The sequence below is a fragment of the Levilactobacillus wangkuiensis genome (assembly GCF_016861605.1).
Classification (GTDB): Bacteria; Bacillota; Bacilli; order Lactobacillales; family Lactobacillaceae; genus Levilactobacillus; species Levilactobacillus wangkuiensis.
In genome coordinates, this window is sequence record NZ_BOLM01000004.1 from 62,338 (window position 1) to 85,827 (window position 23,490).

A 23,490-nucleotide genomic window follows, 5' to 3' on the forward strand; every position below is an offset into this window, starting at 1 on the left:
GTCCAGCATGGTCAAAACCACACCGAACCACAACAACCCCATGGTTTGATTATTTAATTGATTAAAACAGTCTCCAAGATGATCAAGGCTGAAACAGCTGAAAACAGCCGCCACATAACCACAACCACCCCAGCAGCCAAGGCCAACAGCCCAGACCAGTTACCCGCAAATCTACGGGCTAAACCAGTGTGAGCCGCAGGGCTGGGAAAACTGGGCCGGTTGCGGGAGTGACCAGAGGCGAGCCAAGGTGACCGGCTGTGTCGATGGCCTTGGCTGGGGTATTTCCCCAGCCTAGCCCATGGGACAACCTTTGAGACCGCCCTTCGGCTCAAAGTTGAGGTGGAAGCCCGCCCTTTGGCTGGAACCGGCCCCACAGCAGGGCTCCTTGAGCTCGCCGCCGGGAACGGACGCGACCAGGCCCAGTTTTCACCAGCCCGGAGGCGCTGCCCACAACACAAGTTTACCCTAGATTTGCGCGATAAATGCGTCCAGGGCTGCTTGGCCCTTGGCATCGCGCTTGAAGACGCCGGCGTCTGCCAGCACCCGAGCAAACACATCACCAATTGCTTGGTGCAAAACAGCCGTAACGTTCTCTGGCGTCACTTTGTTGTTTTGCTTGATGTCATCGGCCCAGGCCTTGTGCATGTCGACCATCTCATTAGGTTGGTCAAGCAAGTACTTCGTGACTTCCGCCATTTCGTCCTTGAGTCGTGCTGGCAGGATAGCCCGCCCCATGACTTCGATCAACCCAATATTTTCCTTCTTAATGTGTTGAACATCCTGATGTGGGTGGAAAATGCCGTCAGGATACTTGTCTGACGTTTGGTTGTCTCGCAGGACTAGATCCAAAACGTAGTCGGCACCGTCACGGTACGCGATTGGCGTAATCGTGTGGTGGCGCGTATCCCCGGTGTAAGCCCGGACATCGACGGATTCATCAGAGTAACCAATCCAGCTGTTCAGTACCTTGGTAGCGGCGTTGATCAGCGGTTCTGGCTGACTCCCGGTCAACCGGATATCGGTCATTGGCCAGTTAACGACCCCGGCCTTGACCCCGGCGACACCGAGATCAATTTCACGGTCGATGCCAGCCTTCATCATTGGGAAGGTGTGCTTCCCACCTTGGTAGTGGTCATGCGTCAACATGGAACCCCCAACGATTGGCAAATCGGCGTTACTGCCGACAAAGTAGGTTGGCAGCGTCCGAACGATTTCCAACAGATTGGTAAACGTGTGCTGGTTGATGACCATTGGCCGGTGTTCCTTAGCCAAGAAGATGGCGTGCTCTGAGAAGTAGGCGTATGGGGAGTACTGGAAGCCCCAGGTTTCGCCGCCCAGCATCATCCGGATGATCCGGTGATTGCTACGAGCAGGATAGCCTAAACGGCCCAAGTACCCTTCGTTGGTCATGCACAGTTGATCCAGTGGGTAGCTAGTACTCTTCTGGGTCAGGGCTGCGGCGATGGCCTTGGGGTCCTTTTCCGGCTTCGACAGGTTGATGGTGATTTCTAATTCACCAGCGGGTGTCTTGGCTGGGAAGACCACATTTTTGGCAATGTTGCGCGTCTTAATGTAGTTGTTGGCTTGGCTTAACTGGTAGAACCAGTCGGTCGCCTTGCTAGGACTCTCTTGATACCGGTCCCAGAAACCGCGGTTGAGCGCGGATGGAAGTGGCGTCATGAAGTCCATCAATTGTGATTCCAAGATTTCCTTGGGACTTGGTGAGTCTTCGATTTTACCGTTGGCGATGGCCGTTTCGATCATGGCGTTAACCAGGTCGATCGGTTCGTCGGAAGCAGCCGCGCGGGCCACACCGTCACCAATCAAGGCGAAGATGCGGTTCGTCACGTACTGCCGGTCCAGTTCCGTGTAGGGCGCTGGGGAGGAAACAATGTGATCAATGAACGTTTGAATTGTGTCTTTAGCCATAATTACTTCGTCTCCCGGTCGTTGTAGCCTTGTGGATGCGTTTGCTTCCAGTTCCAGGCCGTCCGAATGATGTCCTCAACGTTGTCAAATTGGGGCTTCCAGTTCAAGACTTCACGGGCCTTGTCACTAGCCGCAATCAACGTACTTGGGTCACCGGCACGACGAGGGGCCATCTTAGCAGGAATTTCCTTACCCGTCACCTTACGAGCGGCTTCCAGCATTTCCTTGTTGGAGAACCCAGTTGAAGAACCGAGGTTAAAGGCATTGCTGTCGTGACCGGCCTTCAGGTATTCCAGGGCTAAAATGTGGGCGTCGGCTAAATCAACGACGTGCACGTAGTCCCGAACGTTGGTACCGTCCTTGGTTGGGTAATCGCTACCAAAGATGGACAATTCCTTCCGTTCGCCAGCGGCAACCTGCAAGATGATTGGCACCAAGTGGGTTTCTGGATGGTGGTCTTCACCAATGCTACCGTCTTCCTTAGCACCGGCAACGTTGAAGTAGCGTAAAGCCACGAACTTGATGCCGTAAGCCTTGTCGGACCAGCCCATGATCTTTTCCATCATCAGCTTGCTTTCACCATAAGGATTGGTTGGGATTTGGGGATCCGTTTCCTTGATTGGGATTTGCTTGGGTTCACCGTAAGTTGCGGCAGTTGAAGAGAAGACGATTCGCTTCACGTTATGCTTGTTCATGACTTCCAGTAAGGAAACCATGCCGGCCGTGTTGTTGTCAAAGTACTTCAATGGCTTTTCCATGGATTCTGGAACCACGGAGAAGGCGGCGAAGTGAATAACTCCTTCGATGTCTTCCTTATCAAAGACGTCGTTCAGGAATTTTTGATCCCGCACGTCCCCTTCGTAGAAGCGTGCCTTGCTGTTAACTGCGGCGCGGTGACCCGTAACCAAGTTATCAACTACGGCGACATCGTAACCCTTTTCTACTAAACGATCTACGGCGTGGGAGCCGATGTAACCGGCACCACCTAAGACTAAAACTGTCATTGATCAAATTCCTCCTCAATTATGTAGCTTCGTGGTTAACGCCTTTTGCGCCTGCGGTTGTTAGGTATTCCGCTCCTGTGGGGTGTCCCACCGAAGCCTGAGGTGCGGTCTTCAGTGGCGGTTCAAAGCCTGACCAAGTCCGTCAGTCTTTAAACGCGACCCGTGGTGTAAGCCCGGAAATTCACCGGACTAACGCCACCGACACAGGTGCTCCATACCTAACAACCTCCGGCTCTGGCAACAACCACTAACCTGCACGCACTCTTTCCATTGCCTGCCTTGGTCAGCCGTTAAAGTTGCCTCGTCGTTAACCATAAAGTTTTGGTGACATGTGTTTATTTTAAACTTGTTTGTTTTGGGTGTTAAGCTGTTTCGGTTTCTTGGCGGTTGGTAGCCGCAACTATTTCTAGTTTAGGCTCCCCTGCCTCGTTGCCGAAACGTGGCACTACCGGGCAGCTCTACTTTTCTAATTCCTTAGGACCGTCTGCAATTTCTGCGACGTAGAATTCTGCCTTGTGGCCGATGGTGTCTTCGTAGACCTTACCGACCTTTTCTTCGAAGTCCTTGACGTTGGCCTTCTTGACGATGGCAATGGCACAGCCACCGAAGCCGGCACCGGTCATCCGGGCACCTAAGACGCCTGGTTGCTTCCAAGCCGTTTCAACTAACGTGTCGAGTTCCTTACCGGTTACGGCAAAGTCGTAGTGCAAGGAAATGTGAGAGGCGTTGACCAAGTGGCCGAAGCTTTCCAAGTCGTTGTCTTGCAATGCCTTGAAGGCCTTCAACGTCCGTTGGTTTTCGAAGACGGCGTGACGGGCCCGCTTGATCAAGGTTTCATCGTTGATCAGGTAAGCGTTTTGGTCGAATTCATCTTCGGTCAAGTCACCCAACGTCTTGATGTCGAGCTTCGTTTGCAAACGACGAAGGGCTTCTTCACATTGGGCCCGGCGTTCGTTGTACTTGGAGTCCGTTAACTCACGGCGCTTCTTGGTGTTCATGATGACAACCACGTTATCACCCAAGGCAAGCGGTGCGTATTCGTAGTCCATGGTGTTGGTGTCCAAGAGAATAGCTTGGTCCTTCTTACCCATGCCGATAGCAAATTGGTCCATGATCCCGGTGTTCAAACCGAAGTAATCATTTTCAACTTGTTGGCCAACCTTAACCATTTCAACTTCGTCTAACTTCATGCCATAAGCGGCGTGAAGAATTTCACCCATCAACATTTCCATTGATGCGGATGAAGATAAGCCGGAAGCATCTGGTAAGTTCCCGTGAACAAAGAGGTCAAAGCCATGGTCGATGGTTAAGTTTTGCTTAGCCAGCTCGAACAGCATACCCTTCAGGTAGTTGGCCCAGTTGTCAGCCTTATTAAAGGCAAGGTCGTCCAGTGAGAACGTTAACATCCCAGCGTCTGGCACATTGGCCGAGTAAACGCGGAATTGCTTGTCATCACGGGCTGAGTAAGCGGCGTAGGTTCCCATGCTGATGGCAGCTGGGAAGACGTGACCACCGTTGAAGTCGGTGTATTCACCGATCAAGTTGATTCGGCCGGGGGAGAAGAACACCCGTTGTGGTGCGACATCAAATTTTTCTTGGTATTCAGTTGCTAAGCTGGCGAAATCCATGGCTATTAACTCCTTAATAAATTTTTAGTAAAACTTTACTGTAATTATCATAGTCGCTTTTACTGCCAATGTCAACGATTTTATGAAGCGCTTTCTTTATTGCTACATGGTCCTCCATGTAGCCTTGCCGGGCGGTCAAAATGAACCGGAACGCTATGGGCGGACACCCGGAGCCAAAGAGCGGTCTCCGGCATGCTTTGAACCTCTGAGGACCGAGTTTCAAAGACACCAGTTACCTAACCGGCCAGAACCGCCGCTAAGGTAACTCCCACGGCTGAGTTCATTTTGACCGCCCTCTCGGCTGATATTGTGTCCGCACGTAGCTGCCTCTTTGTTCCTGGTAACAATTTTCTACTACCTGCCTCCGTTCCCGGTGAGCTCAAGATACCCTGCTGTGGGGGCGGTTCCAGCCTGAGGTACGGGCTTCCACCTCACCTTTGAGCCTGAGATGCAGTCTCAAAGGTTGCCCCATGCTCTAAGTAGAGAAAACCACTCTACTAAGACCATCGACACAGCTGGTCACCTTGGCTCACCTCTGGTCACTACTACAACTGGTCTATTTTCACCGGCCCTGCGACTACCATTGCAGTCCGTAGCAACAAGATTACTTCACTATTCATTGATCACTTTGATTCTAGAGACACGTAATCCATGCACTAATATTACTGGTATCAATATCAGTCATCAAACAGAATCAGCTAAACCAATCGCCTATGCCATTTAACAATCCCAGACAATCTAAGTGGGAGCCGGAGGTAGCTGATAGCGAATTCTGTGTCGGTGTTCTTGAAACGAGCGACTTTCTCGGTTCTAGAACACGGGTCGCGTTGGGAGACTGATGTTATTTTGCAGGCGCCTAATCGCCTGGGCAGACCGCTTCTCAGGCTTGAGGCGGGTCCCACCAGGTGAAGCGACCCTAACGACCGCAGGCGGGAACGCCCAGCAACTCCCTCCCCCACCGCACACTGGCTAAAAGAAAAGCCCTAGGAGATTAATCCCCCAGGGCTCACATTTAACATTAGTCTTCAGTTGCGGCTTCAGCCTTTTCTTCGGCTTCTTCTTCAACTTTTTCAGTTTCTAGTTTAGATTCCAATTCCTTAACGATTTCAGCATGCTTCTTTTCTGACAAGGTTACCTTGAATTGGTAAATCAGGGCAGCCACGACCAGCAAAATCATTGGCATGTAGAAGATGAAGGAATGGAAGATGAACATCCCGTGAGCGGTAATGTCGCTAGGCTTAGCGTTACCGGTCATGCCGGCATGTACAGCGGCCAGCACAACGATCCCCGTTGAGAAGGCCCCAGCTAATTTATCAATCAAAGGACGAACAGACAACGTCACGGATTCGTTCCGCGTACCGTTCTTCCATTGCCCGTATTCCACACTGTCGGTGATGGTCATCAAGGCAGCTAAGAAAATCATTGGGTATGGGAAGAAGAAGATGGCGTCGGCAATGTACATCATGATGGCACTGCTACCGGCAAGGTTAAACAGAATGTAACCAACCAGCATCATGCAGATACCGCCGATGTAAACACCTTTACGCGTAATCTTGGAAACGATGATTGGGAACAGTGGCACGGAGAGAATCCCCAGAATAGCGGTGACAATCCCGATAACACTGTAAGCAGCGGCGTTCCCGATAACGTAACGGAAGTAGTAAATCAACAGTGAGTTGGTAACCACGTAGCTTAAGGCAAACAACAGGTATGAGAAACCTAACCACATCAATTGGTCATTTTCACCAATAACCTTGAAGACATCGCGGAACCGGGTCCGTTCAGTGTTTTCACGAATCAAGCTGGTAGTTTCCTTAGTCCCAAAGAAGGTTGCCAAGGCACCTAACAGTGAAACTAACCCGATAACCGTTGCAAATCCTAACCAACCGGCACGGGTTTGGGTACTGCCATGCGTCCCTGAGAATTGTTGTGAGAAGTAGATAACCAATGGGGTAACGACAATGATGACCCCTTGAGAACCCAAGGTAGAACCGAAACGACCAACCGTCCCGAACTTGTTACGAACCTTGGTATCAACACTCAAAGCAGGTAACATGGACCAGAAGGAAATGTCTTTGAATGAATAGAAGATATCCATGATGACGAAGACAATCCCAAAGAGCATGAAGTACAAGGATGAGTTGGAGTCCGCTAACCCAAACAGGCTAGAGAACATCAGGATCAACCCAACGGAACTGACGATGGCCCCGGCAAGCAGCCAAGGCTTGAACTTACCCATTTTGGTATCGGTATTATCAACCATCCCACCAATCATGGGGTCAAAAGCAATTTCAATTAAACGAATAATAACAACCATCGAGGTAACGATTCCGGCTTCAGCAGCGGAACCCTTGCCGACGAACAGGGCACTGGTAACAAAAATGGCAAAATAAGTATTTAGGGTTGCGTAGAAGGCATCGTGACCGAACGCCCCCAAAGCATATGAGACATATTGCTTAATCATTTTCTGTTTCACACCTTTCAACGGGAGAAATGTTGCAGACAATTAACGGCGACCACTTAGTCTTAGTGGTACCGGTGTTCGATGATCTTGGAAAGAACCTCTTCCCGTTGTTGGGCCTTCGCCATATCGAACTGGGATTCTTCCAGCCGGTTAAAGTCTTGGGCCAATAACGTTGCTTCCAGGTAAAGGGTCAGTTGCCGTTTGATGTACAACTTGTTTTCTTCATCTGGATATTGTGCGTTCCCACCTAATACCGCAGCAGCGAACACTGCTGGGTCCAACGTAATCTTGTCATCCTTCTTAGCCATTTTGAAACACCTCTGTTTTCTAAAATAAAGTTTAGCTAAATCTGGTAAAACCTGCGCCAACGGTTTAAGTAAAATGTAAGCGCTTTACAATCATTATTCTAAGGACATGTCCGGATAAATGCAACCACTTTCATTGTGTAAAAATATACTAACTATTGACGAACCATGCAATTGTAAGCGATTGCAACCGGTTGCTTTTTCTTGATAAAAAATTTAGTAAAGCACGTAGTAAATATCATAAATCCCCTGTTTTTCACGAAAACGGCCAATCGACCGTTCTGAAAGTTTGTGAAAATGAACAGACCGAGGCGAAACTGTCGTCAACAACCGGTTGTCTTTTCCTAAGCCACAGTTCCCCCTCATGACTGCCGGACAAATATCCAAGTCTAAATCACAACCAATGAAAACCAACTGCTGACAATCCAAACACCAAGCCTCCTTCCCCAACTACTGACCGAAGAACTGGCCACGACCAATAAATCCCCCAAAAAGAAAAACAGCCTGCGCCGGCCCCCTCACAGAAGGACCAGTCACAGACTGTTCACGTATAACGTTATTTAAGTTAAGTGGTACCGACCGAGGTCAGTACTACAGTCAATTTCGCAAACACCTTAACATCCTGACAACCAACCACCAACACGGAAAGTTAACTAGCTGATCCGTGTCAGTGACCAGAGGCGGGCCAAGGTGACCGGCTGTGTCGATGGACTTGGCTGGGGTTCTTTCCCAGCCTAGTTCCATGGGACAACCTTTGAGACCGAATCCCAGGCTCAAAGTTGAGGTGGAAGACCGCCCCTCAGTCTGGAACCGGCCCCACAGCAGGGCACCTTGAGCCCGCCGCCGGGAACGAAATCGAATCCGCTATTTAACGGAGTCGACGTATTGCTTGAGAGCGGACTCGTACCCTGCCAGCCGCTTTTGTGCCGCGGCATCGGTCGTGTCACTGGTCCCGATGTAGAACTTGACCTTAGGTTCGGTCCCTGAAGGCCGGATGCAGATCCAGGTGCCATCGCTCAGCCAGTACTTCAAGACGTTAGACTGTGGCAGATCAATCGTGCTGGTCGTGCCATCGGCCTCAGTCTTGGTGCTCGTCGAGAAGTCTTCCACCGTGTCAATCGTACTGTCGGCAAAGGACTTCGGCGCATTCTCACGGAACTCACTCATCAAGTGGGCCATTTGGTCAGCCCCATCGACGCCAGGGAATTCCTCAAACGTAGTCTTTTCAGCAAAGTAGCCGTAGGTCGCGTAGAGTTCTTCGATGCCGTCGTAAAGGGTCATCCCCCGCTGCTTGTAGTCGGCAGCGACTTCGGCCAAGAGCACCGTCGATTGGATGGCGTCCTTGTCCCGAACGAATGGCTTGATCAGGTAGCCGTAACTTTCCTCAAACCCAAACAGGAAGGTGTGTTCATGCGTCGTTTCGTATTCGTGAATCTGTTCGGCGATAAACTTAAAGCCGGTCAGCACGTTCTTCATTTCAACGCCGTAAGCGGCCGCAATCTTGGTGGCCAATTCGGTGGAAACGATGGACTTCACAACACGACTGTTGGCTGGCAACTGACCCGCTGCTTTGCGGGCTTTTAAAATGTAAGCCAACAAGATCGACGCAATCTGGTTCCCGGATAACAGTTGGTATTCACCATCTGGTTGGCGCACAGCGGCCCCTAACCGGTCGGCATCGGGGTCGGTGGCGACTAACAGGTCAGCGCCTTCCTTTTTCCCGAGGGCAATCGCCATATCAAAGGCCTGAGCAAACTCAGGATTAGGAAATGGCACCGTTGGGAATTCAGGGTCGGCAATGGCTTGTTCGGGCACCATGGTGAAGTTTTCAAAACCAGCACCACGTAAGGCCCGTTCGCCAATCACCTTACCGGTCCCGTGAAGTGGCGTGTAGATCAACTTCATGGTCTTCCCTACTGAGTGAACCAAATCGGCGTTGATGGTGACGCTCTCAACGTTTTTCAGGTAAGGTTGGTCAACGTTTTCACCGATGATCTGCAAGGTCTTAGCGGCCCGCAGTTCTTGTTCGTCGGCCACGGCAATCGCAAAGACATCCTTGGCGGAACGCACGAAATCGGTGATCATGTCAGAGGCCTTGGGTGGCATTTGCCCACCGTCTGGGCCGTAGATTTTAAACCCGTTGTATTGCTTAGGGTTGTGGCTGGCCGTGATCATGATGCCCATGGCCGTGTTTAAATGCCGCACCGCAAAGGACAGTTCGGGCGTGGGCCGCATGTCATCGAAGACAAAGCTAGGAATGTGGTGTGCACCCAAGACGTGAGCGGCCTCGTGGGCAAACTCACGGGAGTGGTAACGGGAATCAAAACTGATGGCGACCCCGCGTTGCTTAGTGGCGTCATCCAGAGTGTCCAGGTAACGGGCCACCCCTTCGGTAGCTTGACGAACGGTGTAAACGTTCATCTGACCGATACCAGGTCCCATCACGCCCCGCATCCCCGCGGTCCCAAAGCTCATGGGCGCCGTGAATGCGGCTTTCTTAGCGGCGTCATCAGTAGCGATGGCGTCCAGTTCATGCTTAATGTAAGGGATCATCGTTTGCTGTTGTTGCCAAACTTGATAATTATCTTGCCAACTCATGTTCAAATCTCTCCTTATGTTTTCTTGCACTTGGGTTAAACTTTGTCGTTGTCATGGTCTCCGGGATGGTGAAAACTGGGCCGTGACGGTCGCTGTCCGTTCCCGGCGGCGGGTTCAAAACGCCCTGCTGTGGGGTCGGTTCCAGCCTGAGAAGCGGGCTTCTACCTCGACTTTGAGCCACAGAGCGGTCTCAAAGGTCGTCCCATGGACTAAACTGAGAAAACCACTCAGTTAAGACCATCGACACAGCTGTGCATTTTGCCCCGCCTCTGGTCACTAACATCCACCAAGCCAGGCCATTTTTCACCATCCCTGCGGCTGATACGCGTTTAACCCGCAGCAATGTGTCTTATCTATTCAATGTGTCTATTCTATTCACTCATGGGCTAATTAGTCCATGGTATTTAAACTGGTTTTAGCTAATGGATAACCGTAATAAAAACTACAATCATCCCCTAGCTTTCACCAGCATGGATTACTCTCTAAATATATCATCAAATCCAAATATCCAACTTAATCATGTCCCGACTAACGCAAAAAGTTAATCGGACAGTCACAACAACAGCACAACCACACCCAACAAGAATGTAGCCACACCACCGTCACCAACGAATCCTACTAATACTAGCGTCAGTAACTTGCGCTAACTTTACCCGGAGGTGAACAGGTGCGGATGCCTGTGTCGAGGTTCTTAGGTCGAGCGGTTTCCTCGGCCTTAGAACTAGGGACGCCTTGAAGACTCACGGTTTGGGTGAGGCTCCAGAGCAATCAACAACTGTCTCTCGTCACAACCACATCCAACAAGAACGCAGCCACACCACCGTCACCCACGAATCCTACGAATACAACCGTAAGTCAGGTGACGCTGTGTGAGCTGAAGGCGGCTAGGCACGGATGCCTGTGTCGAGGTTCTTAGGTCGGGCGAATTTCCCGGCCTTAGAACCTGGGACGTCTTGGAGACTCACGGTCTAGGTGAGGCTCCAAGCGCCTCGGAAGACCGCACTATGGCTTCCGGGGTCGCCCCACAGGCAGGAGTACCTAGCCGCCGAAGCGGCAAATCACAGCGCAAACCTACTTACGCGTGTATTGGTAGCTGATGAAGTGGGTGACAGGTTGGTTGGCTGGCAGGATGACGTCGCCGAAGCCGTCATGGTGAATCGCATCCGGCAAAGTCTGCGCTTCCATCGCCAAGGCATTGTAGTCCCGGTCATCGGCCCGTTTAGCATCGGTTGGATTAGCCGTGAAGACGACCAAGGCGTTCCGGTCGGAGTAAACTTCGACCTCACGGTGGCCAGCAGCGTCACCGACCGTAGCGATTGGCGTGTCCTTGCTAGGTTCAACGACAAAGGCATCGTCGTATTCGACTTGACCCGTCTGGTGTAATTGGTCCAAGCCGTCCTTGATGGTCCGAGGCTTACTAAAGTCGTAGCCGGTACCAGCCGTTTTGCTCATTTCACCGGTTGGAATCTTTTCGCCGTTTAAGACCAGGCGCTTGTCCCCGCTCAACTTCAACCATTGATCGTCCAAACTGTGTTGATCGTCGGTCACGTTAAAGTAGGTGTGGACCGTTGGGTTGAACAACGTGGCGGCGTCACTCTTGGCATCAAAGGTGATGTCCAGGCGGTTTTCTTCCGTCAACGTGTAGGTAATGGTCGTGTTCATGGTGCCGGGGTATTTGTCGTCGGCTTCCGTGGACGTATGAGTCAGGACAACGCTGGCCGTGTCGGCCGTTTCCGTCGTCGTGGCATCCCAGTTGGCAAAGGTAAAGCCGTGGGGACCACCGTGACTAGCGTTGGGCTTTTCATTTTGGTCGAGGTGGATTGTCTTGCCATCGAGGTCAAATTGGGCCCCGGCGATACGACCGGCGACCCGGCCTAAGGCTTGGCATAGGTAGTAAGGGTTGTGATCGTAACCCTTTAAGTCGGGCAGGTTCACAATCAAGTTGTGCTTCTGGCCGTCTTCGACCACGCTAAATTCCTGTAAGGTCGCGCCCCAAGTCAGGATGGCCACGCGGGTCCCTTGTTGGTTCGTGAGTAAGTATTTCGTAACAGCTTGTTCATGCAATGTTCCAGCTGAGCTCTTCGTAATCTTCATAATAAATTAGCACCTCCATAAAAGAATCCGTTTTCATTGTACTCTAACCGGGCGGTAAGTACCAATTTATTTACTAAAATTTTCTAGAACTTTTACTAATAGCCATGTAATTCAGGAATCCACTTTATTCCCAATAGGCATGACGGATATTCAATAATCATAAAGTTTCACTGGACTTATCAAATGATTATTCGCTATACTGGCCTCAATCGTTCAGAACTACACAATTTGTGCTTGATAAGGAGGAAATATTTATGCCAGCTACAACTGCTGCCGCTGAGAAACTGTTACTACAAATGGTCGACGACTACACCCAACGGGAAATTAGTCCCTACGACATGTCCATGGACGCTGCTCAGGACTTCCCAAAAGGCTTCGTCGATAAGCTCACCAAGACCGGTTTCTTAGGCATTATGCTACCCCAAGAATTCGGTGGTGCCGGCTTCGGCCCCGAGGTTACGGCCACGGTGCTGAACCACATTGCCCGGGGGAACGCCAGCACGGCTGTCACCCTTGAAGGCCATTTCAAAACGATTGACCAAATCCTAAAATACGGGACGCCCGCCTTACAACAGGCGCTGCTCCCCACCGCTAACGACCGCATCTTCGCCTTTTCCATGACCGAAGCCTCCGGGGGATCGAACCCCATGGGCATCAGTTCCACGGCCACTCGTGAAGGTGATCACTGGGTCATCAACGGCGATAAAATCATGATTACTAACGGTGGCTTGGCCCAGGTCTACTGTGTGCTGGTCAAGACCGCTCCGACTGAATTATCCGTCTTCGTGGTCGATCAGGACATGCCCGGCTTTTCATTTGGGAAGCGCGAAGACTTCATCGGCCTGCGCGGTACCCCCGTTGGTGAAATCGTCATGGACCACATCGTTGTCGACAACGACCATCTGCTGGGCAAGCTCGGCGACGGTGGGGTCATCGGTGACTCTGCCCACGATGACGCCCGGATCCTGATGGGCGCCGTGCTGACCGGCATCATGGAACACGAATTGAAAATTTCCACCGACTACGCCAAGGAACGCAAGGCCGGCAATACGCCGCTGACCGAGCTGCAAGTCACCCACCGTAAAGTCGCCGATATCGCGATGCGTAAGGAAACCACGAAGCTCCTGTACCAACGGGCCGCGCAATTAAAGGCTGCGGGCCAACCGTACAGCGAGGAAGCCGCGATGGCCAAGGCCCACGGTTCCCGGGCCGCCGTGAGCGCCGGTGACGACGCCCTACAAATCTTAGCGGGCTACGGCTACAGTCGTGAATACCCCGTGGAACACCTGATTCGCGACGCCCGGGCCATGGAAATTGCCGAAGGGACCGTCGAGAAGATGCGTTCCGCCATTGCCAAAGCTGAATTTACGAAATAGGAGGTTCCCCATGAAAATTGTGGTTTGTCTCAAACAAGTCCCAGAAACCAACGACGTGACCATCGACCCCGTCACCCATAATCTGGATCGGCGTGGATTGGCCGGCGTCATGAATCCATTTGATAAGAACGCGATTGAACTCGCCTTAAACTTAAAGGACAGTCGCGACGATGTTCAAGTCGTCCTCCTCACCATGGGGCCCGACGACTACGCTGAATCCCTGCGTGAAGGCATGGCCATGGGCGCCGATGAAGGGGTCCTCCTGTCCGACCGGGCCTTTGCTGGGGCCGATACCCTGGCGACCGGCTACGTCTTGGCCCAGGCCGTGAAGAAGATTGGCGACGCCGACCTGATTTTATTTGGTCGCCAAGCCGTCGATGCCGATACCGGCCAGGTTGGCCCCATCGTTGCCGAATTCTTACACCAACCGCAAATCACCTACGCCGCCAACTTACGGCTGAGCGGCGCCAATGAGGTCACGGCCGAACGCCTGCTAGAAGATACCAAGCAGACGCTGGTCGCCCAACTTCCCGCCGTCGTCAGTGTCCGTAGCGAGCTGAACACGCCGCGCTACCCCACGCCCCGCAACATTCAATTGAGCTTTAACAAGCCGTTGACCACTTGGCATCACGACGACCTCGACCTGGACGATTCCCGTTTGGGCCAGGCCGGTTCACCGACCATCGTGACCAAGGTCTACGCGCCAGAACCCGTTAAACGGGCACTCACCCCGCTGACCGGGACGCCGAACGAGGCTGCCAGCCAATTGATCACCGCGCTGAAGCAACGTCAATTAATCTAAGGAGGAAGCTGCTATGTCAAAACCAGAATTATGGGTCATCGCGGAACGCCGCTTAGATCATATTGAACCCACGACCCAACAACTCATTACCAAGGCCAAGGGATTAGCCGGCGACCAATTTAGTGTCGTGGCTATCTTGCTGGAAGCCACCAATGATCATTTGGAAAATGAACTCACCGCTTACGGGCCCGACGAGATCCGCGTTGTCAGAGACGACCGGTTCCCCACGGCGACCGACGCGGAACACGCCGACGCCCTGCAACAGCTGGTCACCGCTTACCAGCCCAACTCGATTCTATTTGGCGCCACGATTACGGGCCGCTCAATTGCCCCCCGGCTACAGGCCAAGCTCCAAACCGGCCTGACCGCCGACTGCCTGGACCTGCGCTTCGATGACGACACCCTCGTTGCCACCAAGCCATCCTACGGCGATAACATCATGTGCGAAATCATTTGTCCCGACCACCGGCCACAAATGGCAACGGTCCGGCCCAACACCTTCGTGGCAGCGCCCGCAACCGGTGACGCAACTGTCACTACGGCCACGGTGACCTTCCACCCCGTTGACCGCCTGCAAGTGAAAGCCGCCACCCCAGTGGTCAACACGGCCACAACCGTCGGCGATGCCAGTCGCGTCGTCGCGTTAGGTCGTGGCGCCGCTAGTTCAGCTACCATCGACAGTGCCACCAAGCTCGCCGAAAAGCTCGGCGGTCGCATCGGCGTTTCCCGGCCATTAACGGACCAGGACCGCTTCACCCACGACGACCAAATCGGTCAAAGCGGCAACACGATTCACCCAGAACTGATTATTAACTTCGGAATCAGTGGTGCCGTGCAATACCTCGTGGGGATGCAAGATTCCCAGACAATCGTCGCCGTCAACGCGGACGAAAATGCCCCTATCTTTGACGTGGCTGATTATGGTTACGTCGGGGACGCCCAAGCCTTTATGACGGCGCTGCTGGCGCAATTCAACTAAAAATTTGAACACCAGCCCGCCTGCGGCTTCGATTGCTGGTCAATTTTTCGTTGAAGCATCTGTCTAATCTCATTTCGATAACTCCTTGGAACTTAAAAATCGTGTCACACCATTTAACGGTGTGACACGATTTTTAAGTACGGTCCTTTTAGTTAACGTTAATGACAGATTGACTTGCGGTAAAGAGCTTCCTCAAACCACAAACCTAGTGAACATGATAGCTCAATATCAGTGACCAGAGGCGGATCAAAGCGACCGGCTGTGTCGCTGACCTTGGCTGGAGTCGTTTTCCAGCCTAGTTCGCGGGACGACTTTTGAGACCGGTCTTTGGCTCAAAATCGAGGTGTAAGCCCGATTCTTAGGCTGGAACCGACCCCATAGCAGGGCGCTTTGAATCCGCCGGCGGGAACGGACCTTATCGCCAAACTGGTTACATCTTCAATAAGACCTGCAACAGTTCGCGAGCGGACTCGTTCAGCTTGTCTTGGGACTTGTCGTTACCCAGGTGGGTGAAGATTTCACCGACGTAGACATCGTCCGTGAACAAGCGGTCAAAGACAGCGTCGATCACTGGCTTAGTGGCGGCTTGTTCTTGAACGGGGCCAAATGGGTTGGCGAAGAAGGTCGTACTCATCCCCACTTCATCGGTAGTACCAAGCGCCTTACGCTTCCCGGCAACGAAGGTCGCCTTGGCAGACTCCTGGTCTTCGAACCGGTGAATCCCGATGGCGTCACCGTAGTTGTTGGCGTAGACCCACATATCAATTTCATGGTGGGCAACGACGCGTGGCCAGGTGTTGGCTGGGATGATAACCCGCGCGTTCTTTTGTTCAGGGTTCATGTAAACCCCACGGTCCATGTTGTTGAAGGCCACTTCACTACTCAAATCATCAAGACGGACAAAGGCCCCCGTCTCAGTCCCTTGGGCGTACAGTTTCCCGTCGGCCAAGGTAAAGCTTCCCATGTCGTCGAAAATCGTTTCGATGTTCACAATTTCCTCGTCGGCCACATTTTGCAGCGCTTCGATGGATTCGGACTTGCCGGCACCGGAGTCCCCGAAGAAGACCACCGTCTTAGTTTTCCCATTGGCAAAGGTAATCTTGACCATCGAGCCGTGGATTGGCAGCTTCTTTTCCGCAATCATGTGGAGGTTATGCAGCGTCAGGCACATCTTCTTCATGTAGCCAAAGTACGTGGTCTGGTCGTTGTAAGGTACTTGCCCCACGTAGATGCCATTGGCTTCGTCATAGAAGTAATGACCGTTCTCAGGCTGTTCGTCACTGGCAACCCCCGGCGTCCCAAATAACAGGACCAAGTCGGGCTTCTTGCCGGCGATTTCCTTGCTGTCAGCCAGTTGGAACAGGTTGGCTAAGGCAATTCCGGAGGCTAAATAGTCACGGTGGAAGTAGATGTAGGCCAGGCTCTCCCCAATTTTAGCGGGGTAGCAGAACCAGTCGTCCTCGGTCCCCTTGAAGTTTTCCAGCGGGTTGACCTTGGTCGCGGTAAATAGGCCCTTACGCTTGTTGCTCTTGGTGTGAAGCATCATTGGTGGCCGCAACATCAAGCGACTAATGAACCGAATGTCAGCTAACTTTTCGTAGCCAGCGGGTTCGGGCCACTGGACCTGTTCCAGTAAGACGCAGGCACTTGATCCGGCGCTAATTTGCCGATAAACGTGGTTAGCGTGACCCTGAAGTTTTTCTTCAATCGTCCGGTAGAGGCGAATAACTAAGTCGTTAAAATGTTGGTCGATCGTCATAAATTCACTGGTGACCACGTCGTTTTGACGCACGGTCATCGTGGCGACCCGCAAGTACGTCCGGTAGTAAGAGTACAGGTCTTCAATGCTGGCCAAGATTTCGGCTGGCTTGAATTGACTGTAGGCGTCCGGATGATCGGTCAGAATGGCCTTGACCGTATTCAAATACGTCTCGGGTGAGACCAAGTTGAAAGTGGCGGTTGGGTCAGCATCCAACGGCACCTTGTCCCGTTGTTCATCCAAGAATAGCCGAACAAAACTGGCCAGTTCCTGGCTGTTCACTAAATCAAAAATACTGGTAATAAAGCGGGCGTTATAGTTGAGAACCGCCACGCTCCGGTCTGGATTGGCATAAAAGGCTGCCAAATCAATCGGTTCTGGTGTTAGCATGCAAAAACCCCTTTCAAATATATGTAACCTAATCTTTATGGGTTGAACCAGCCCTATTGCGCCTTACCGGTTGGAAAAAATGGACCGGAACGCGGTGGGGAGGACGCCTGAAGCCTGAGGTACGGTCTTCAGACTTGCAGTGTGAAACACGGGGGAATGCAATTCCCAAAATCACCATTTCCTGAGGTTCCCCTCAGGAAATCCCACGGCTGAGTCTATTTTTTCCAACCTCACGGCTCACACTGGTTCAACCCTTTTGTCTGGCTTGTTGTTGCTTAAATAAGCTTACTTGGTTAATTTGATGACTGGTTGTTTGGGTACTTGGTTATTTCAAAACCAATCTAATCATCCCAAGGCAATCCATTAACACAAATAATCACTTCACGACTTATATACGACTAATTTCTAAAATTTCCAATGGCCAGACAGATACCATTGGGATTCGCCAACCTTAGCTGAAGGCGGGGAGACTCGGAGTTCTATGTCGGGGCTGTTGGTCGGCGGTCTTCCGGCCTTACAGCCCGGGACGACTTTGAACTCGGGTGACTTCCCCGAGTTCAAAGCGAGGTGAAAGACCGCTTCTCAGGCTTTCACCGGTCCCCATAGAAACGGAGAGTCTCCCCGCCGAAGCGGTCCAGTTTGCGAGTCCCAGAAAGGTATCTTAATAGGTAATTCTAGCCTAAATTGGGGCCCGTGGGAAGTGACTTCTCAGTCCGCCGCCGATTTAAATAATTGAAACAACTGACGCAACGTGTCGTGCTGGGGATTATCCGCGCGATACATGGCGTAGATCACCCGTAAGTCCTCGGGCACGTTGACGGGAATTTTCACCAAATTAAAGGCCTCTAAGTACAGCGTATCCGCCACCAGGCCGACCGCTAGCGACGATTGGACCATCCCCGCAATGGAAATTTCATCGGGGTAGTCCGCCTTGACCGTGAGCTGGTCGATAACCCCCTGTCGTTTGAGCGTTCGCCGAACCTTTTGGCCAATCAATAGCTCTGGTGTATAGGTCAACACGTCGTAGCCAACAAGGTCGCTCAGTTCCAACTGCTCGCGCCCGGCCAACGGATGGTCTGGGCTCACCACAACAATGAACGCCTGCTTCAGTAGCGGTTGGTACAGGACCCCCGTCTCGCGACTGTCCGTGGCGGCAATGCCCAGATCATATTGTTTCGCCGCCAACCCCGTCTGAATTTTCTCGGTGGGCACGCTATGGAGTTCAAAGCTGATTTGCTTGGTGTGCGCCTGTTCAAACTGATGCAAGACCTTCGGCAAGTAGGTGCCGATCACCGTGGGAATACAGCCGACCCGAATCGTGACGGGCCGTGTGGCAGTAGCTGCCTGGATGGTCGCCACCCCATCGTCCAAAGTTTGCAGGCTCTTTTGAACCACCTGTAAGAGCTGACTACCTGTGTGAGTCAACACAATGTGACGTCCCTGCTTCGCAAAGAGCGTCAGGTCCAATTCGTCTTCCAGCTTGTGAATGGCGTTGGTCAAGCTCGGCTGACTAACGTGCAACTCCCGGGCAGCCTGCGTATAGTTCTCCAACCGGCCAACGCATTCGAAGTAACGTAACTGATTTAAATTCATAGGCGCCTCCTGTTCTATGGTTCACAATCTATAGTCGCTGACTATCAATCCCCGACCAATCGGTATTGGTATTTTCTCCTCCTACACCTTAACATAAAGGGCGTAGAAAACGTTTTCTAATTCGAACTTATTCCCATTCATCCCCACATTTATAATCCCGTCAGGCTCACACAGTTTTTAAAATCAAAGACACCCCCAACTCATAATAAAAGGTCACCTTAAACGGGCGACCAAACTTATGGCTTGTGACAGTGTCAGCCGCAGGAAGATTGAAAATGGGTCCAGCCGTGGGAATGCGCTTAGCCGCGACCTTTGCGGGTTAGCGCATTGGTGTCTTTGAAACTCGCTCCCCAGAGGTTCAAAGCATCCCAGAGACCGCCCTTTGGCTCTGGGTGTCCGCCCACAGCGTTCCAATCCCATTTTCAATCTTCCGGAGGCGCTGAACCCGACAAAGACAACTAAATGTGGCGACATTCTATTTAAGGCGGTGTTTTATTATGGAAGCAACACACACGACGCAAGTATCCGGCCACCGGCGGCTCATCTTCACCGCGGCCTTCATCATCATCTTCTGCTGTTCCGCATCCGCAGCGTTTTCCGTTTTCGCCGACACACTGGTTAAAGCAACCAGCGCCACGGCTTCCCAGGTTGCCCTGACGCTGACCATTTATCAATTTTTCATGGCAGCCTTTGGGATTCTCTCCGGTCGGATTATCGACCACTCTTCACCGAAAAAACTCATGTACGTGGGTGGCTTCATCTTCGGCCTCGGCTGGTTCTTAGGGGCCTTCGCCCACAACATCTGGTTCCTGTACTTCTCCATTGGGATTCTCGCCGGTAGTGGGAACGGGCTGCTCTACAACCCTTCCCTGCTGACCACGCTGAAATGGTTCCCCGAAAAGCGTGGGACCATCTCCGGCTTGCTGCTGGGGGCCGCTTCTCTCGGGCCGCTGGTCTTAGCGAAGGCTGGGGCTTGGCTCTGTGACACCATGGGCGCCAACGGCTTGATGCCGATTGGAATTGCCTACTTAGCCCTGATTTGGTTAGTCGGCTGGTTAATGGCATCACCTGAAACGCCGAAGTCCGACGACAACCAACCTGCTCCCGCAACCACTGGGAAGTCGCCTAAAGAAATGATGGGTTCCTTAAATTTCTGGCTGTTACTCTTACTCTTCGCGATTGCTTGTACAGCCGGCATCATGTTGATTGGGTCCCTGTCCTCTATCGCGCAAATTCAATTACAACTGACACCAATCGTTGCCGCTAACTTCGTCGTGGTCAACACCTTAGCCAACTTCTTTGGCCGGATGATCACGGGTCGTGCGGTTGATAAATTAGGAGAAACCCACACGTTACTGATTATTCTGTGTCTCACGATTATTGGTCTGGCCGGTTTACGCTACGCCGAAAACGTTGCCGTCTTTACCCTGTTCTTGATCATTCTCGGCGCCTCATTTGGCGGTGTGCTGGTCGTCTTCCCAACCTTAACCGGTAAGACGTTCGGCCAAAAGTTCTCGGGCACCAACTACGGCATCATGTTCTTCGGTTACGCCATTGGCGCGCTGATTGGCCCACAAATTGCGACGCTGTCCATGAACGCTTCCGCCGGCACCAAGGCCTACTATGGTTCTTATCTGGTTGCCATTGGCGTGGCTGTCGTGGGGATTCTGATTGACCTGTACCTGATCCACCAAGGCATCGGCAAGCACGTCAACGCCGAAACGACCTAAACGCTGGTCATTGGTTGTCCACCTGGCCGCCAACTCCGGGCAGGTGCTCCCACCCTCTGAGGCACGTTCGAAGCCTGTGAAGCGGTCTTCGAACTTAGGTTTAAGCCTCACAAGAACCGTGAGTCTTAAACCTATCCCCTGCTGTAAGGCCGGAAAGTCACCGGTCTAACACCAGCGACACAGGGTTCCGCACCTGCCCAGAGTTGGCTCAGACTAGGCGATACCAATGACAGAGATTAGTCATTTCGCATTAACAATCAACTAGATAGTACAGATTGACGACTAAACTTAATTTACGATTCATCTATTCAGCATGAAATTGACTTAACAATTACCACAATAATTGAAATAGATTGATGCGCCCGATTGATGTACTTAAACTCATGCAAGCCGCTCAAGCTGTGTAAATTGTGCGCACACAACCAATCGCATAAACACTATCCAGCATTGATTGAAATTGACTTGTTCCAGTCAAAACAAGGTTAGCCGCAGGGATGGTGAAAATGAGCTCAGCCGTGGGAGTTGTCTTAGCGGTTTACCGCTTAGACAACTGATATCTTTGAAACGTGCTCCTCAGCGGTTCAAAGTAAGCTCGGAGACCGCTCTTTGGCTCCGGGCGTTCGCCCACAGCGTCACGGCTCAGTTTTCACCATCCCGGAGGCGCTGATAAAAACCGTTTAACCCGCTCAAAATCATTTGGAGGTCTCATTTATGGAAATTGATGGACATACAAAATTAGTTGGCTTGATTGCGCATCCCGCCGGGCACTCCAAGTCCCCCGCCATGCACAACGCAGCCTTTGACCAAGACGATATCAACGCGCGCTTCCTCGCCTTTGACGTTGAACCCGACCAGCTCCCCGCTGCGGTCAACGCGTTACGTGCCTTTAAAATGCTGGGGGCCAGCGTCTCCATGCCGTTCAAGCAGGCTGTGATTCCCCTGCTGGACCACCTCGACAAAACGGCTGAACTGGTCGGCGCCGTGAACACCGTCGTCAACCACGATGGCGAGCTCACCGGTTACACGACTGATGGCATTGGCTTTGTGGAGGCCTTAAAGGACGACGGGGTCAGCCTCGCCGGACAAACCATGACGCTGGCAGGCGTCGGTGGTGCCGGGACGCCCATTGCGATTCAGGCCGCACTTTCTGGACTGAAAACGCTGAACGTCTTTAATATCAACGACCCCTCGGTCAAAAACGCCCAACACATCGTCAAAATCATCAACGAGCAGACCGACTGCCACGCCACCTTCTATCCCCTAGAGGACCGCGACCAGTTTAAGCAAAGCATCAGTGAGAGCGACGTTTACACCGATGCCACTGGCTTGGGGATGGGTAAGCTCGTCGACAAAACGTTGGTAGACGACCCGAGTTGGTTCCATCAAGACATGACGGTCTTCGATACCGTCTACGCACCCAGCGTGACGAAACTCATGGGCGTGGCAAACCAGGCCCACGTGGCGCACGTCATCAATGGTCAGGGCATGCTGCTCAACCAAGGTGCCGCAGCCTTTAAGCTGTGGACCGGACAAAAGATGCCGCTGAAAGACATGTCACTTTAGAGGAGGAAATTCACATGGCAGAATGGTTAGGCTTAGAAGAAAAAGTTTGCGTCGTCACCGGTGCCGTCGGTGGCATGGGCGCTAAAATTTGTGAGGCGTTGGCCGGGCAACACGCCACGGTTGTCGCCTTGGATATGGACCAAGATAAAACGGCTGACCTGATCACCAATCTGATCAACACATACCACATCGCTGGACTGGCGGTCACCTGTGACGTCACCAAGGAAGCCAGCGTCCAGCGCGCCGTTGACCAAGTCAAGGACACCTTTGACCACGTTGACGTTGTCATCAACACCGCGGGAATTTTAAAGTTCGACCCGCTGGAAGACCTGGACTACGCCACCTGGAAACAAGTGTTGGACGTTAACCTCAACGGCTACTACTTAGTCACCCACGAATTTGGTAAATTAATGATCGAACAGAAACATGGGACCTTCGTTCACATTTCCACGGTTGCCAGCGATATTCCCGAAACTTATAGTGGCGCTTACAGTACCAGTAAGGCCGGCGTCAACATGCTGTCGAAGCAGGTCGCCGCTGAATGGGGGATGTTCGGCATCCGCAGTAACGTCCTCGAACCCTGCCTGGTCAAGACACCAATGTCGGCAGCCTTCTACGCGGACCCCGAGGTTGAAAAGGGCCGGAAGACGTTGACCGCCAGCAAGCGGATCGGAACGACCGACGACATCGCTAACGCCATCCTTTTCCTGGCCAGCGACCGTTCCAGTTACATCAACGCCGCCGGCCTCGCCATCGATGGCGGCTTCAGCGTCATGATGCAGAATCAGATCCCCAAGCCCGGTGGCCGCCGCGGCTTTGCGGAGACTCACTAATCTTTAGCTAGACTAAAAGCACCGTTTCATTTCCCAAATATTGGGAGACAAAACGGTGCTTTCTCTGTTTTAATTTAATGGATTAATGACTCGAGGTCCGTGAACGTAAGCGCTGGACCCGCGGACTGCTCGCCTTGACGGGTTGATTTAACAAAATCACGCCAATAATAATGGCCATAAACCCCACCACTTTAAATCCGGTCAAGACCTCACCAAACGCCCAGACGCCAATCAGGCCAGTAATGGCCGTGCCGACGCCAGCCCACATGGCATACGTCACCCCTAATGGATGCTTTTGCATGGCGAGTGTCACCAAAATCAATAAACTAAAGTACCCTTGGGTAATACATTAATACCAATTATTAGTTTTGCACAATTGAGTGAAATAGGGTATTCTAGCCTCAAGCTCGTAATGAAACCATACTGGAGGAGAATGAATTATA

The 23,490-nt window shown here is 52.2% G+C and carries 15 protein-coding genes and 1 pseudogene; 6 read left to right on the plus strand and 10 right to left on the minus strand.

What is annotated here, in order from left to right; genetic code table 11:
* Positions 1-465: 465 nt before the first annotated feature.
* The 7 genes from JUF13_RS03810 to JUF13_RS03840 all read right to left on the minus strand — a co-directional run bounded on the left by JUF13_RS03810 (position 466) and on the right by JUF13_RS03840 (position 12,022).
* Positions 466-1,929, minus strand: a complete 1,464-nt coding sequence (locus JUF13_RS03810) for a UDP-glucose--hexose-1-phosphate uridylyltransferase (RefSeq protein ID WP_203637805.1) — start codon at positions 1,927-1,929, stop codon at positions 466-468.
* A 2-nt stretch (positions 1,930-1,931) separates the two neighbouring features.
* Positions 1,932-2,933 carry a UDP-glucose 4-epimerase GalE gene (gene galE, locus JUF13_RS03815; protein WP_125763388.1) on the minus strand — a complete coding sequence of 334 codons (1,002 nt, stop codon included), beginning with the start codon at positions 2,931-2,933 and terminating at the stop codon, positions 1,932-1,934.
* A 458-nt stretch (positions 2,934-3,391) separates the two neighbouring features.
* Positions 3,392-4,561 (minus strand): galactokinase, encoded by a 1,170-nt coding sequence (locus tag JUF13_RS03820; protein WP_125763390.1) that lies wholly within the window; start codon positions 4,559-4,561, stop codon positions 3,392-3,394.
* 1,018 nt (positions 4,562-5,579) lie between these two features.
* Positions 5,580-7,025 (minus strand): glycoside-pentoside-hexuronide (GPH):cation symporter, encoded by a 1,446-nt coding sequence (locus JUF13_RS03825; protein ID WP_203637807.1) that lies wholly within the window; start codon positions 7,023-7,025, stop codon positions 5,580-5,582.
* A gap of 62 nt (positions 7,026-7,087) precedes the next feature.
* Positions 7,088-7,333: a hypothetical protein gene (locus JUF13_RS03830; protein WP_203637809.1), complete on the minus strand. Its 246-nt coding sequence runs from the start codon at positions 7,331-7,333 to the stop codon at positions 7,088-7,090.
* 861 nt (positions 7,334-8,194) lie between these two features.
* Positions 8,195-9,928, minus strand: coding sequence for a phospho-sugar mutase (locus JUF13_RS03835; protein WP_203637811.1), 1,734 nt, complete (start codon positions 9,926-9,928; stop codon positions 8,195-8,197).
* 1,071 nt (positions 9,929-10,999) lie between these two features.
* Positions 11,000-12,022, minus strand: a complete 1,023-nt coding sequence (locus tag JUF13_RS03840; protein ID WP_203637813.1) for an aldose epimerase family protein — start codon at positions 12,020-12,022, stop codon at positions 11,000-11,002.
* A gap of 254 nt (positions 12,023-12,276) precedes the next feature.
* Here JUF13_RS03840 and JUF13_RS03845 point away from each other — a divergent pair, with 254 nt between their 5' ends.
* Genes JUF13_RS03845 through JUF13_RS03855 form a run of 3 tightly spaced genes read left to right on the plus strand, consistent with a single transcriptional unit; the run spans position 12,277 to position 15,179 of the window.
* Complete coding sequence (locus tag JUF13_RS03845) at positions 12,277-13,398, plus strand: acyl-CoA dehydrogenase family protein (RefSeq protein ID WP_203637815.1); 1,122 nt, start codon at positions 12,277-12,279, stop codon at positions 13,396-13,398.
* Positions 13,399-13,408: 10 nt separating this feature from the next.
* Positions 13,409-14,200 (plus strand): electron transfer flavoprotein subunit beta/FixA family protein, encoded by a 792-nt coding sequence (locus JUF13_RS03850; RefSeq protein WP_203637817.1) that lies wholly within the window; start codon positions 13,409-13,411, stop codon positions 14,198-14,200.
* 13 nt (positions 14,201-14,213) lie between these two features.
* The gene (locus tag JUF13_RS03855) at positions 14,214-15,179 is read left to right on the plus strand and encodes an electron transfer flavoprotein subunit alpha/FixB family protein (protein WP_203637819.1); all 966 of its coding nucleotides are present in this window, start codon (positions 14,214-14,216) and stop codon (positions 15,177-15,179) included.
* Positions 15,180-15,609: 430 nt separating this feature from the next.
* On the opposite strand, the gene JUF13_RS03860 is transcribed toward JUF13_RS03855, so the two are convergent.
* Together JUF13_RS03860 and JUF13_RS03865 are read right to left on the minus strand one after the other, a co-directional pair.
* Positions 15,610-17,328, minus strand: a complete 1,719-nt coding sequence (locus tag JUF13_RS03860; RefSeq protein WP_203637821.1) for a phosphoenolpyruvate carboxykinase — start codon at positions 17,326-17,328, stop codon at positions 15,610-15,612.
* Positions 17,329-18,036: 708 nt separating this feature from the next.
* Positions 18,037-18,921 (minus strand): LysR family transcriptional regulator, encoded by an 885-nt coding sequence (locus JUF13_RS03865; protein WP_203637822.1) that lies wholly within the window; start codon positions 18,919-18,921, stop codon positions 18,037-18,039.
* Positions 18,922-19,418: 497 nt separating this feature from the next.
* On the opposite strand from JUF13_RS03865, the gene JUF13_RS03870 reads away from it, so the two are divergent.
* The 3 genes from JUF13_RS03870 to JUF13_RS03880 all read left to right on the plus strand — a co-directional run bounded on the left by JUF13_RS03870 (position 19,419) and on the right by JUF13_RS03880 (position 23,047).
* The gene (locus JUF13_RS03870; protein WP_203637824.1) at positions 19,419-20,651 is read left to right on the plus strand and encodes an MFS transporter; all 1,233 of its coding nucleotides are present in this window, start codon (positions 19,419-19,421) and stop codon (positions 20,649-20,651) included.
* A 711-nt stretch (positions 20,652-21,362) separates the two neighbouring features.
* Positions 21,363-22,214, plus strand: coding sequence for a quinate/shikimate dehydrogenase (locus tag JUF13_RS03875; protein WP_203637825.1), 852 nt, complete (start codon positions 21,363-21,365; stop codon positions 22,212-22,214).
* A gap of 14 nt (positions 22,215-22,228) precedes the next feature.
* Positions 22,229-23,047 (plus strand): SDR family NAD(P)-dependent oxidoreductase, encoded by an 819-nt coding sequence (locus JUF13_RS03880; RefSeq protein WP_203637826.1) that lies wholly within the window; start codon positions 22,229-22,231, stop codon positions 23,045-23,047.
* Positions 23,048-23,129: 82 nt separating this feature from the next.
* On the opposite strand, the pseudogene JUF13_RS03885 reads toward JUF13_RS03880, so the two are convergent.
* Positions 23,130-23,384 (minus strand): annotated as a pseudogene (locus tag JUF13_RS03885) (DMT family transporter); the annotation flags it as partial.
* Between the last annotated feature and the right edge of the window lie 106 nt (positions 23,385-23,490).